The 11,856-nt window shown below is 57.0% G+C and carries 13 protein-coding genes; 4 read left to right on the forward strand and 9 right to left on the reverse strand.

Annotation, left to right across the window (positions count from 1 at the left end):
• Window positions 1-362 precede the first annotated feature (362 nt).
• The 5 genes from L1249_RS16625 to L1249_RS16645 all read right to left on the reverse strand — a co-directional run bounded on the left by L1249_RS16625 (window position 363) and on the right by L1249_RS16645 (window position 4,577).
• The gene (locus tag L1249_RS16625; RefSeq protein WP_044629305.1) at window positions 363-662 is read right to left on the reverse strand and encodes a hypothetical protein; all 300 of its coding nucleotides are present in this window, start codon (window positions 660-662) and stop codon (window positions 363-365) included.
• Window positions 663-981: 319 nt separating this feature from the next.
• Complete coding sequence (gene phoR / locus L1249_RS16630; protein WP_054640736.1) at window positions 982-2,274, reverse strand: phosphate regulon sensor histidine kinase PhoR; 1,293 nt, start codon at window positions 2,272-2,274, stop codon at window positions 982-984.
• A 2-nt stretch (window positions 2,275-2,276) separates the two neighbouring features.
• Window positions 2,277-2,966, reverse strand: coding sequence for a phosphate regulon transcriptional regulator PhoB (phoB, locus tag L1249_RS16635; RefSeq protein ID WP_054640735.1), 690 nt, complete (start codon window positions 2,964-2,966; stop codon window positions 2,277-2,279).
• A 109-nt stretch (window positions 2,967-3,075) separates the two neighbouring features.
• Window positions 3,076-3,966, reverse strand: a complete 891-nt coding sequence (ubiA, locus tag L1249_RS16640; RefSeq protein ID WP_062374510.1) for a 4-hydroxybenzoate octaprenyltransferase — start codon at window positions 3,964-3,966, stop codon at window positions 3,076-3,078.
• A 38-nt stretch (window positions 3,967-4,004) separates the two neighbouring features.
• A complete protein-coding gene (locus tag L1249_RS16645; protein ID WP_228168740.1) occupies window positions 4,005-4,577 on the reverse strand; it encodes a chorismate--pyruvate lyase family protein in 573 nt (190 codons plus the stop codon).
• A gap of 87 nt (window positions 4,578-4,664) precedes the next feature.
• On the opposite strand from L1249_RS16645, the gene L1249_RS16650 reads away from it, so the two are divergent.
• The 4 genes from L1249_RS16650 (at window position 4,665) to L1249_RS16665 (ending at window position 7,587) form a co-directional block, all read left to right on the forward strand.
• On the forward strand, window positions 4,665-5,861 hold the full coding sequence (locus L1249_RS16650) for an NAD(P)/FAD-dependent oxidoreductase (RefSeq protein ID WP_228168739.1): 1,197 nt from the start codon (window positions 4,665-4,667) through the stop codon (window positions 5,859-5,861).
• A 95-nt stretch (window positions 5,862-5,956) separates the two neighbouring features.
• Window positions 5,957-6,229 carry an HU family DNA-binding protein gene (locus tag L1249_RS16655; RefSeq protein ID WP_018918476.1) on the forward strand — a complete coding sequence of 91 codons (273 nt, stop codon included), beginning with the start codon at window positions 5,957-5,959 and terminating at the stop codon, window positions 6,227-6,229.
• Window positions 6,229-6,585, forward strand: a complete 357-nt coding sequence (locus L1249_RS16660) for a hypothetical protein (protein ID WP_044629301.1) — start codon at window positions 6,229-6,231, stop codon at window positions 6,583-6,585. The genes L1249_RS16655 and L1249_RS16660 overlap by 1 nt, the downstream gene beginning before the upstream one ends.
• A gap of 63 nt (window positions 6,586-6,648) precedes the next feature.
• Window positions 6,649-7,587, forward strand: a complete 939-nt coding sequence (locus tag L1249_RS16665) for a LysR family transcriptional regulator (protein WP_089675576.1) — start codon at window positions 6,649-6,651, stop codon at window positions 7,585-7,587.
• Here L1249_RS16665 and L1249_RS16670 read toward each other — a convergent pair.
• From L1249_RS16670 to L1249_RS16685, 4 genes are all read right to left on the reverse strand, one after another.
• On the reverse strand, window positions 7,566-9,116 hold the full coding sequence (locus L1249_RS16670) for an aldehyde dehydrogenase family protein (RefSeq protein ID WP_089675575.1): 1,551 nt from the start codon (window positions 9,114-9,116) through the stop codon (window positions 7,566-7,568). The genes L1249_RS16665 and L1249_RS16670 overlap by 22 nt on opposite strands.
• Entirely contained in the window at window positions 9,113-10,018 is a 906-nt protein-coding gene (locus tag L1249_RS16675) for an NAD(P)-dependent oxidoreductase (protein ID WP_089675574.1), read from the reverse strand. The genes L1249_RS16670 and L1249_RS16675 overlap by 4 nt, the downstream gene beginning before the upstream one ends.
• Window positions 10,019-10,112: 94 nt before the next feature.
• Complete coding sequence (locus tag L1249_RS16680) at window positions 10,113-11,270, reverse strand: M20 aminoacylase family protein (RefSeq protein ID WP_089675573.1); 1,158 nt, start codon at window positions 11,268-11,270, stop codon at window positions 10,113-10,115.
• Between the two features lie 10 nt (window positions 11,271-11,280).
• On the reverse strand, window positions 11,281-11,856 hold a 576-nt coding region (locus L1249_RS16685), incomplete at its 5' end, for a hypothetical protein (protein WP_235253765.1).

The following is an 11,856-nucleotide window of genomic DNA, read 5'->3' on the forward strand; positions in this document are numbered from 1 at the left end:
CAGCTAACGGTTCCCGCTATCAGGGTCCGTAGGGGACTTTCACCCCCAAGTCATCCGGCCAACCACCACGGCGGACCGGATAGCGCCTAATTGGCGCTGCGCGCCATGCCTGGCGCACCATAAAAAATTAGACCCCGCAGGGCGGGGTCTTGAGAACTCTTACTTTTACACGATACTTACATCTGGCTTCCAATCCTTTTGCGGGGCTCCAACCTTGGAATTTACCCTGACCAGTGTATTGATCGCTTTTGATTCACTCCTTGAATCATTGAGAATCCTTGCGATGAGACATCCTTGCCTCTCTAGTTGCTCACTCCTTAAGCGTAAGAGTTTTTTACAGCTTTGCAAAGAAATATTACTCGTTACATACCACTATTTTCTTCTGGGAGTTCTTCGGTGCTGTCATAGGTAGCATCCGAGTCATCACTCATGGAGTTTGGTTCCATGTCGCTGGCGTTATCACCCTCGTCATGGGTTAAATCTGTCTTGTCATGATCAGACGGCATAGCTGAGTCATTAGACTGAGCTTCGACCGGCTGCTCATCTGGAGAAATGTTGTCTGCCGGATCTGCAGGCTCTTGAGCAAATGTCAGTGGGCTTGCTACCAGACCAAACGCTACACCTAAAATACCAGCTTTCTTGAGTAGTTCCTTGGACATCATATTCCGCCTCCTCGATCGCTGTGAAATACCGCTATTTAAGGAAGAGTGACATCTTGTCTTACCAGTTCCTGCAGTAATCTTCCTTGACAAGTATGTAGCAGCCTATATGCCAAAAACTCTCAATAGAAATAAAATCTATTTATATACAGACACTTATAAAAACAACCACTATGCCGATTAACCCTCTAGCACTGGCTTAAGTAGATGATTAGTTGGCTACATATGACACATGCGCGGTGTTTGACCATGATTGCATGCCAGTATGGCACACTTATACATAAGTTATGCAAGCCAAGACGGAGAGTGGTATGACACCGTGTTAGCTGTTAACGACACGGGAGGGTGGGAAAACACAGCGGAACAACGCCCCCTCACCGGGTAACGACTCCACTTGAAGCTGTGCATCATGGCGCAGTAGAACGTGTTTAACAATGGCAAGGCCAAGACCAGTACCGCCAGTGGCGGTACTGCGGCCCTTATCAACGCGGTAGAAGCGTTCGGTGAGACGCGGAATATGCACCGGATCGATCCCTTCACCGTCGTCGTCCACTTCAATGCAGGCACTGCCATTGGACAGAGCCACCCAGCGGAGCGTGATTTGACTTCCCTCCGGCGTATAGCGCACTGCGTTGAATGCTAGGTTTGAGATGGCGCTGCGTAGTTCTTGCTCGCTGCCCACCAGGCGCGCCTCGCACTCCAACGCCACCTGAACGCTATGCTGCTGGTTCGAGAGCGCCAGCGCATCCCGGCGAATGCTCTCAAGCATCGACCCAACCTCAAGCGGCTGATGATCTTCGCCGCCTCGGTCAATCTCCAGGCGTGACAAAAGCAGTAGATCATTCACCAAGCTCTGCATACGCTTGGTCTGCTCTTCCATCTGACCAATGCCTTTACTCAGGCGCGGTGGCAGCATCTCTTTAAGATCGCCATAGGTTTCCAGATAGCCGGAAAGAACGGTGAGTGGGGTGCGCAGCTCATGGGAAACGTTAGCGACGAAGTCGCGGCGCATCTGCTCTAGGCGATGCAAGCGGGTAATATCCCGCGCCATAACCAAGCGCTCGTCATCACCATAGAGCGTGATTTGATACTGCAGAATGCGACGCTCATCAATGGGCGAGGTGAGCGTGAGCGGCTCGCTGTACTCACGGGCATTAAAGTAGCTGATGAAACGCGGGTCGCGCAGCAGGTTAGTAATGTGCTGACCGCGGTCATGGGCGGTTTGTAGGCCTAGCATGTCGGTGGCGGCACTGTTCCACCACTCTAAATCACCGTGGCGATCCAGCATCACGACGCTATCACGCATCGCTTCCGAGGATTCTTGAATACGCGCGAGGGTTGCTCGCAACCGGCTTTGGGTAATGCGTTGGCTTTTTTGGTAACGGTAAAGGCGATCGAATAGCTCGCCCCACATGCCAGTTGCCGCAGGAGGCTCATCGTGCGGGTTGAGCGTTAGCCACTTGAACAGCGCCCTAAGCTGGCGGAGTTGATACACCAAACAGAGCGTTAGACCCGCAGCTAACCCGAAACCGGGGTAACCTAGCAGCCATCCCAGGCACATCCCTAGGAAAGCCAGCCAGATAATTCGCCACAGTTCACGGCTCCACAAACGCACGATTACACCCGAGCAGAGAAACGATACCCAGTGCCCCGCACTGTTTGAATCAGATTCTGATGCGCTTCACCTAGCGCTTTGCGCAACCGGCGAATATGCACATCCACCGTGCGCTCTTCTACATACACATTACCGCCCCACACCTGATCAAGCAGCTGGCTACGGGTATAGGCGCGCTCTTGGTGAGTCATAAAGAATTGCAGTAAGCGGTACTCGGTAGGGCCCATCTCCAGCGCTTTGCCATGGGCGCTGACGCGATGGCTCACAGGGTCCAGCAGCAATCCATTGATTTCGATGGGGTCTTCCACACCGCGCGGGGTCGCCCGGCGCAGCACGGCTTTAAGACGAGCCACCAACTCGCGGGGGGAAAACGGCTTGGTGATGTAGTCATCCGCCCCCGCCTCCAGGCCCTGAATTTTATTATCCTCTTCGCCTTTGGCGGTCAGCATAATAATTGGCAGCTCAGCGGTGGCCTCTTCGCGCTTGAGACGACGGGCCAGCTCGATGCCGCTGGTGCCCGGCATCATCCAGTCCAGCAGCAGCAGGTCGGGCTGGTGGTCAACGACCATCGCATGGGCATCCTGGGCGTTGTCCGCTTCAAGCACGCGATAGTCAGCCATTTCCAGCGCCACAGCGATCATCTCGCGAATGGGTGCCTCGTCATCGACAATCAGTACGGTCTTGGCGGTCATCCAGGGCCTCACGGTGTTCTATGAAAACTCGTTTATACAAAACAGTTCAATGACATGTCTGTGACGATGACACCATGACTTAATGACAATTCTATGACACCCAGCATAATTAGCCAGCTGCAGGCCACCAGCTCAGAACAATTCCGGCAAATACCAAGAGCCCTGACCAGTGGTTATTCAGAAACGCCTGGAAGCAGCGGTCGCGGTCACAGTGAAAAATTAACCGCTGCTGATGAGCAAACGTCGCTGCCATGCCTACCAAGCCCAGCCAGAAAAAACCGCCTAACCCAACCCGCAACCCCACCCAGGTAAGCAACGCCAGCGTAGCAAGCTGCAGCAGGCCAATGATGAAACGGTCGGCGCTGCCAAACAGCACCGCGGTGGATTTAATGCCGATTTTCAGATCATCGTCACGATCCACCATGGCGTATTGGGTATCGTAAGCCACCGTCCACAGCAGGTTAGCGCTAAATAGCAGCCAGCCTTCCAGCGGCACATGCCCCAGTACCGCGCCAAACGCCATTGGGATCGCCCAGGAGAAAGCCGCCCCGAGCACCACCTGAGGAAAGTGTGTGTAGCGTTTCATAAACGGATAAATAAATGCCAGCAGCACACCCCCAAGCGAGAGCAGCACGGTAAACCAGTTGGTCAGCAGCACTAAAATAAAGGCGGCAGCCACCAGCGCCACAAATAGCAGCTGCGCTTCGGTTTCGCTGATCCGACCGGTGGCCAGTGGCCGCTGCTTGGTACGCTTTACATGGCCATCGAAGTGGCGGTCGGCGTAGTCGTTCACCACGCAGCCTGCGGCGCGCATCACATATACCCCGGCAATAAAAATCAGCAGTACATCGCGGCCTGGCACGCCCTCTGACGCGACCCACAGCGCCCACAGCGTTGGCCACATCAGCAGCCAAGTGCCTATGGGTCGGTCCAAGCGCATTAACTGTAAGAAATCTGCCAAACGGGCCCACCCGGTCGGGCGCAACAGAGAACGGTCCATGCTCATGCTTACCTCGTCAAAAAAGCTGCTGCGTTAGCCTAGCGCGACGGAAGGCCCAGCGCATCCGCCATGGTAGATAAAAAATACTCCTGAACCAGTAACGAAAGCCCACCATGTTCAAAGACAGAGCGCCGCCCCCATAAGCTATTGGCCGATAGCCCCGGCTGCTGGTGGGTAAAACGTGGCGGCGTCGCCGTGGCTTCCAGCGGCCCACGAACCAAATCGGGCTGCTGAAATAGCCAACTGCCTAACGAGCGTTCGCCCAACTTCCCTAACCCTTTTCCCTGTAGCTGGTGAAGCGGGGCCACCGAACGCGCTACCACCCACGGCGTTTCATCAACACACAGCGCCACCTCGCGCAGCCACGCGTAGCGGCGTGGCGCGATGCCTAGGGCCAAGGCTTCATCGCGCTGGGGAAGGCCAATGGTTTGGCGCAGCAAGCGCACCCGAAACGCTCCCGGCTCGCCTGCTGCTATGAGGCGCGCGGTTAAGGAATCCGTGGACGCTACCCACTGCCACCAAGGCGCACTCATGGCTGGCTGAGCGGCTGCCACGGGCAGCCACTGAGGGAAGAGCGAAAACGCAGGTGTGGATAACACAGGGGCGGTCACCTAAGCCTCCAAGGCGGTCAATTCAGAGCGGGCTAGTGTAACATGGTGGCTTTACAGGCTTTTGTTCCACCGACGTTTGGTGACGGTATGCCCGACTCACACACGACATCTTCCAGAACACCTCACCACCACGCCGCGCTGGTGATTGTGGGCACCGGCATGGCAGGCGTTGGCCTGGCTCGCGCGCTGCGACGCCAAGGGGATACGCGCATAATCACGCTGGTCAGCGCTGACAGCGGTGATGATTACAGCAAACCGCTGCTGTCGACAGGCTTCGCCAAGCGCTTGAGCCCTGACAAGCTCGCCCAGCGCAGCGCTGAAGCGCTCGCCGATGAATTAAACGCACAGATCGTTACCCACACCCACGTCACGCAACTGGATGTGGATAACCACGTGCTGCAACTCAGCAGCGGAGCAACGCTTGGCTACGATGAGCTAGTGCTCGCCACCGGCGCGGCCCCTCACACGCCGTTTCGCATACCGAGCGAGCTGGCCGAGCGCTGTTTTACCGTCAACGACTTGGATGACTACCGCCGCCTACACGGAGCACTCAACCAGCCTACTCGCGTCGCGATTATTGGCGCCGGATTAGTCGGCTGTGAATTCGCCAACGACCTACACGCAGGTGGGCACCAAGTCACTGTGATTGCACCAGAGAGCACCCCTTTGCCGCGCCTACTCCCTGAGCGGCTGGGTAGCGCACTGGCCGATGCGTTTCAAGAGGCTGGTATTCGTTTAGCGCTTGGACGCACCTTAGAGACATTATCCCAAGATGCAGACAACGCTTTGACGCTGCAACTCGACAATGGCGAGCGCCATACGGTAGATATCATCCTATTCGCGACCGGTTTGGCACCTCGCACGCAGCTTGCTAAAGCGGCAGGGCTGAGTGTTAGCCCCAGCGGCATTCAGGTTGACCGGCAACTACGCACCAACCAGCCGCATATTTATGCGTTGGGCGATGCCGCGTGTATTGACGGGGTGAATGCCATGTATGTGCAGCCGCTGCAAGCAAGCGTCAAAGCCCTGGCAGCTACCCTTGGCGGCACCCCAACGCCTGTTAGCTTCGGCGCTTGGCCAGTCGTGGTGAAAACCCCACTGCTACCCGTGGTGGCCTACCCTCCCACTCAGCCCCCAGAGCGCTGGCGGATTGAGGGCGACGGCAATGATTTCACCGCGTTAGCGGAAAATAAAGACGGACGTTTGATTGGTTTTGCGTTGACAGGCGGCTGCGTGAGAAGGAAAGTGGAGCTTTCCAGAGCTGCCCCAAGCCTGCTAGGCTGATTTTCGCCGCATTCACGACTAGGCTAAAGAAGCGCTGCCTGCTGGGTAGGCTACCAACAACATTGATGTTTGTTTTCCACAAGGGAGATTCCTTTATGCGCAAACCTGAACTCGCTGCAGCCATCGCTGAAAGTGCTGACCTTTCCAAAGACAAAGCTGGCCAAGTCCTCAATGTCATCCTGGACGAAATCACCAACAGCGTTGCTAAAGGTGAAGATGTAGCGCTGATCGGTTTTGGTACGTTTACCGTTCGCGAGCGCGCTGCCCGTACCGGTAAAAACCCGCAAACCGGCGCTCCACTGCAGATCCCGGCCAGCAAAAACGTCGCGTTTAAGCCAGGCAAAGCGCTCAAGGACGCCGTTTCCTAATGAAGCTTTCGCTGACGCTGTGGCTACTGGGCTTTATGCTCAAGCGAGCCCTGCGCCGCAAGCCGCGCTTTCGTGAGCAGCTTGAACGCATGCGCGGCCTCGACTGGGGTGTCGCTACGGAAGACTTAAGCACCGCCCGCTACTACCGGATGGCGCCTAACGGCATCACCACCGGCAAGGGGTTGCCCGTCGATCTAGACCTTGAGCTGCGCTTTCGCGACCAAGACGCGGCGCTGCGTATTCTCAAGAAGCCTACCCAGCAGGCGTTTCTGGACGGCATGGTGGCAGGAGACGTCCGCCTCGTCGGCGACTCCTCCGATATGAACAAGCTGCAAAAGCTGCTGAAGTATTTGTAGCAAAACTTTGTGGCATGGCATGACCGGCGAAGAGCCAATCCCGCAGAGGTATAACAGCTATCGATGGACATACCTCATCAACGCTTAGTGTACTTCCGCGTTACCCTTGAATCTGGCTCTGTGCGCCGCGCGGCGGCGCGCTTAGATATCGCTCCCTCGGCGGTCAGCAGGCAAATTGCGCTGCTGGAAGAAGCCTTAGGGGCGACGCTCATGGAGCGCCAACGCGATGGCATTTCACCTACTCCCGTAGGTGAAATGCTACTTGAATATTGCGAGCGTCGCGGTGCCCTTGATGAAGGCTTTATTGCCTCGCTTGAATCCTATCAGCGCATGGAAACTGGCAAGATATCGCTCACCGTCGGTGAAGGGTTTGTCAGTGACTTAGTGGCCTCCCCTCTGCATGAATTTACCCAACGCTATGCGGGCATCCAGCTCGATATCCATACGGCGGGCACCTCGGGCATCATTGACGCGATTGTGGGTGATCATAGCCACATCGGGTTGATGTTCCATGAACGGACGCATCCCCAACTCCGTTTCTGGTCCTCCAGCCCTCAACCGTTGATGGCAATTTTACCGCCCAATCATCCATTAACCTGCCAAACGTCGCCGCTCACGCTGACCCAACTTAGCGACCAGCCCATGGCCATGTGGGACACAACCCATGGCGTGCGTCAAATGGTCGACCAAGCCTTCCAGCAGTCTCGAATCGCGCCGCGTATGGCCATGAATACCAACTCCATGGTGATTCTGGCGCAATATGTACGCAGCGGCATGGGCATTACCCTGCTGCCTGCTTTTGCCGTTGCGCACGATTTAGAAGTAGGAACGCTGGTGGCACGGCCGGTCGATCATCCTCTGTTTCAACGCTCACAGGCCCACATGGTCACACGGGTAGGACGCCAACAGCCTAAGGCCAGCATCCTGCTGCTGCGCCATCTACAGCGCTGGATGCAGGCCTTCCGCGACCCGGCGTTACATCAACCCACTCCACTGCCGTAACCAAACGCCACGCTGGCCTCTGGCGCGGTTTCCACCCATACGCTTTGTGGCACCGTGTATTCGCGTAGGCCATCCAAGCCACTGGAGCGGCCAAAACCGCTATCTCCAAAACCACCAAACGGCGACATGACGCTGATTGCCTTATAGCTATTGATCCATACCGTGCCCGCACGCAGCTGCCCGGCGACACGATGCGCCCGCGCTACGTCCTGGCTCCATACCGCACCCGCCAAGCCAAAACGGGTCTCGTTAGCGAGCTGAGTGGCTTGGCCCTCCCCGTCAAAGGCCATAGCGACCAGTACCGGCCCGAAGACCTCTTGTTGGGCGATTTCCATATCCGGCGTGACATCGACCAGCACGGTAGGCGCGATAAAGTAGCCCTGGGCTTCGTCAGGCAAGCCTTCAGGACGTTTGCCACCCGTTAACACTCTCGCGCCTGCCGCCTTGGCGGCCTCAATCATACGAGTGACCTGCTCAAATTGGCGATGATTCTGTAGCGGTCCCATTCGCGTCGCTTCATCGCTGGGTAACCCCACCGCAATTTGCTCCGCAGCACGCGCTAAGCGGCTGGTGACTTGCTCAAACACCGAGCGCTCAATTAATAAGCGCGAGCCTGCCACACAGCTTTGGCCCGCAGCGGCAAAAATGGCGGCTTGGGCACCCGCGACCGCTTCGTCTAACTTGGCATCGGCAAACACAATATTGGCGGATTTACCGCCCAGTTCTAATACGCTTGGCACCAAACGGCGGGCCCCTGCCTCAGCGATCATACGGCCACTTTGGGGCGAACCGACAAATACCAGCTTGCTGATAGCGGGGTGGTCAGTCAGCGCCGCGCCGGTCGTTTTGCCCAGCCCGTTAACAATATTGATCAACCCTTTAGACAAGCCGCCACTCTCAAGCTGTTTGGCAATCACTACCGAGGTGAAGGGCGTCAGCTCAGAAGGCTTCAGTACCACGCCATTCCCTGCGGCAATGGCCGGGGCCAGTTGCCAGGCGCAGGTAAACATCGGTGCATTCCAGGGTGTAATTTGTCCTACGACGCCATAGGGTACGTGGCGCACATAGTTAAGATGCGAGGTAGGCACTGGAATCACTTCGCCGTGCTGCTTATCACACCAGCCCGCATAGTATTCAAACATCTCCCGTACTTTGCCTACTTCGGCTCGGCAGTCAAGAATGGGCTTACCGGCAACAACGCTTTCCAGCTGCGCCAGCGCTTCTTCATGCCCCTCTAGCCCACGTATGGCAGCATTCATGCGCCGCCCACGCTCGCTGGCAGTGAGCGCCATCCACTCGCGCTGCCCCCGCTGTGCCGCTTGAGTGGCACGCTCAATCAATCCAGCGCCCGCATCGCGGTAGCTCACTAGCGCCTCGCCAGTGGCGGGATTAATCAGAGTAATTGCTTCCCCCTCACCTGCGACTAACTCACCATTAATCCAATTACTCAAAGGCGCAGCAGCGGACAAACCAAAACCTTCTAACAGCTCGGCAAGGTGGTGACAGGCGTATTGGCTGAGTGAGTTCATTGGTTCCCCTCCGCTTGGCTGGCACGGGCTAAAATCGGCGTGGTGATATGGTTAAAGTCGTCACTATCGGTGGGCTGTTCAGGGTTGGCGTGCCAAGCATCTACAACAGCTTGTAACAGCGGTAAGAGAATGCCCAACTGCTCAGCGGCATCCCGGGCCAAGCGCAGATCTTTACGCATCAAGCCCGTGGTAAAGCCTGAATCGAAGCGCTCGCTCAGCACCCACTCGGGGAAGTTCACCTCACTGATGGCGCTGCGCCCGGAGCCGCTATTGATGCCCGCCAAACAGGCGGCGGGGTCAACGCCCGCTTTGGCTGCCATCGCCACAGCTTCAGCGGTGGTGATTAAGTGCGCCGCACACAGGTAGTTATTGGCAAGTTTTACCACGTGACCGCTGCCTGGGCCGCCCACATGGGTGCGCTTGGCCGACATCGCCTCCAGCATCGGCATTACCCGCTCAATGGTGGTGTCATCGCCGCCTAACAGCATTCCCAACTTGCCACTGGCCGCGCCTTTAGGGCCTCCACTTACCGGGGCATCCAACCAATGAAGCCCTGCGGCCGCCACTTTTTCGGCTAACTCACGACTCACGGCGGGGTCACTGGTAGAGGTATCCACAATCACGCTGCCTTTCGGTGCTAGCGTGAGTAGGCCTGGGGAGTGTTCAATCACCTCACGCACATGGGCGGAGGTAGGCAGCGAAAGCAGATACACATCGCTTGGGGGCAGGGCATTGGGAGCCACCACGGCAAGCCCAAGGCCTTCGAGTCGTGCCCGTGCTACTTCAAACACATCGCTGCCCGTGACGGCAAAGCCTGCCGCTTGAAGGGTGAGCGCCATATTGCCGCCCATCTGGCCCAACCCAACCACGGTGATCGATAAAGGGTTCGCAGCTAAAGACATGATAAAACTCCTTTCAATGCCATATTCTGGGTAAACGCTCCCCTACCCAGTGGGCATCAGAGAGCGAATCAACGCATTAAGTCACGATTACGATCTAGACGAGCAGTGCTCTTACCAGCTCTACCCAGTAGCGCGTCCCTAGCGGTAACAGCGCATCGTTAAAGTCGTAGTGGGGGTTATGCAGCGACGCGGAATCCTCGCCGTTCCCCATCCAGATGTAAGCGCCGGGCCGTTCGGCAAGCAGAAATGAGAAATCCTCAGAAGCCATGCTGGGCGGTGGGTTGCGCAGCACGTTGTCTTGGCCTAACAAACCTTCCAATACCGTGGCACAGTGCTGTGCGTGCTCTGGCGTATTGATCGTGGCGGGGTAGCAGCGCTGGTAATCCAGTTCAACGGTTAAGCCATGGAAGTCGGCTAAGCTGGCAATCGCCTGTTTAAAGCGTGCCTCTAAATGCTCTTTCAGCGCCATATCAAAACAGCGTAGCGTGCCGCGCAGCGCCACCTGCTCGGGAATCACATTAAACGTGTCGCCCGCATTAATGCTGGTGAAGCTCAGCACCGCCGATTTATCCGGAGGCGTTTCGCGGCTCACCAGCCCTTGCAGTTGGCTGATCAGTTGGCAACTCGCCAGCACCGTATCAATGCCTAGATGCGGCATCGCTGCATGGCAGCCTTTACCGGTAAATGTCAGGCTGAAAATATCAAACGCGGCCATGACGTCGGTATCGTGCACCGCTGCCACACCAACGGGCAGCCCAGGCCAGTTGTGCAACCCATACACCGCGTCCATCGGAAAGCGCTCGAACAGGCCGTCCTCCACCATGGCACGGCCACCGCCTTCGTTCTCTTCGGCGGGTTGGAAGATGAATACCACCCGCCCCTTGAAATCGGGCTGCTGCTTCAGCGCCCAGGCCGCCCCCAGCAACATCGTGGTATGGCCATCGTGTCCGCAGGCGTGCATCTTGCCCGGCGTCTGCGAGGCGTAGGCCAGCCCGGTCTCTTCACGGATGTCCAGGGCGTCGATATCGGCCCGCAGGCCGATGGTCTTGCCTTCCCCCTGCTGGCCGTCTAACGCGGCGACCACGCCCGTTCCAGCGATTCCAGTGGTCACTTCAAAGCCCCACTCACCGAGCAGCGCGGCAATACGTGCACTCGTGCGCTGCTCCTCGAAGGCCGTTTCCGGATGCTGGTGGAAATCGTGTCGCCAAGCGGTGAGTTCTTTACTATCAGGAAAGGGTATTGACGTCGCCATGTTGTATTCCTTAAAGCATCACGTGAGCCACCACCGCCGACCCAATAAAGGTGCCGGTGAAGACGAGAAGGGCCACAATGACCAGCTTCCAGCCGGTCTGCTTGAACATCGAGAATTCACGGTGGGTCAGCGCTAGTCCGGCATACGCCAGTACGGGGGTGACCACCGCCAAGAAATTTACCTCTGCCAACTGCCCAATGATCCAGCCGTTACCCGGAAAGATGGGGAGCGTCGCGATGATACTAATCAGCGAGACCCACGCCACACTAGGCAGATAAAAAGGGCATAGCCGCCCGACCACTAAGCCGATGATGACCATGACATACAAAATCAGCATGCCAGGCAGCGCATCTAACAAAGGCGAGCCGTTGACGATGTTGCTAAACCACGCCGCCACACAGACAGCCGCCAGCACAAGGGCTGTTTTACCTAGCTGCTGTTCAGGGCGCAGCTCTTTTAATCCTGAATCCGTGAAGCCGGCGCCGACACTTTCCCTATCACCGCCAGCGAGCACTTTTTGATCATTCGCCCCGTGCAAGTTGGCTTTCGCAAGCCCGTTATTGCCAAAACCCACCGTGCTGATCGG

Origin of the sequence: Halomonas sp. Cn5-12 (assembly GCF_021532545.1) — a bacterium.
In the GTDB taxonomy this organism is placed as follows: Bacteria; Pseudomonadota; Gammaproteobacteria; order Pseudomonadales; family Halomonadaceae; genus Vreelandella; species Vreelandella aquamarina.

What these genes read in the sequence shown, in the direction of transcription:
- phoB (WP_054640735.1), bottom strand. Translation starts at nt 2,966, where the DNA reads ATGACCGCCAAGACCGTACTGATTGTCGATGACGAGGCACCCATTCGC.
- L1249_RS16665 (WP_089675576.1), top strand. Translation starts at nt 6,649, where the DNA reads ATGGACATACCTCATCAACGCTTAGTGTACTTCCGCGTTACCCTTGAA.
- L1249_RS16650 (WP_228168739.1), top strand. Translation starts at nt 4,665, where the DNA reads ATGCCCGACTCACACACGACATCTTCCAGAACACCTCACCACCACGCC.
- L1249_RS16660 (WP_044629301.1), top strand. Translation starts at nt 6,229, where the DNA reads ATGAAGCTTTCGCTGACGCTGTGGCTACTGGGCTTTATGCTCAAGCGA.
- L1249_RS16680 (WP_089675573.1), bottom strand. Translation starts at nt 11,270, where the DNA reads ATGGCGACGTCAATACCCTTTCCTGATAGTAAAGAACTCACCGCTTGG.
- L1249_RS16655 (WP_018918476.1), top strand. Translation starts at nt 5,957, where the DNA reads ATGCGCAAACCTGAACTCGCTGCAGCCATCGCTGAAAGTGCTGACCTT.
- L1249_RS16675 (WP_089675574.1), bottom strand. Translation starts at nt 10,018, where the DNA reads ATGTCTTTAGCTGCGAACCCTTTATCGATCACCGTGGTTGGGTTGGGC.
- L1249_RS16670 (WP_089675575.1), bottom strand. Translation starts at nt 9,116, where the DNA reads ATGAACTCACTCAGCCAATACGCCTGTCACCACCTTGCCGAGCTGTTA.
- L1249_RS16625 (WP_044629305.1), bottom strand. Translation starts at nt 662, where the DNA reads ATGATGTCCAAGGAACTACTCAAGAAAGCTGGTATTTTAGGTGTAGCG.
- ubiA (WP_062374510.1), bottom strand. Translation starts at nt 3,966, where the DNA reads ATGGACCGTTCTCTGTTGCGCCCGACCGGGTGGGCCCGTTTGGCAGAT.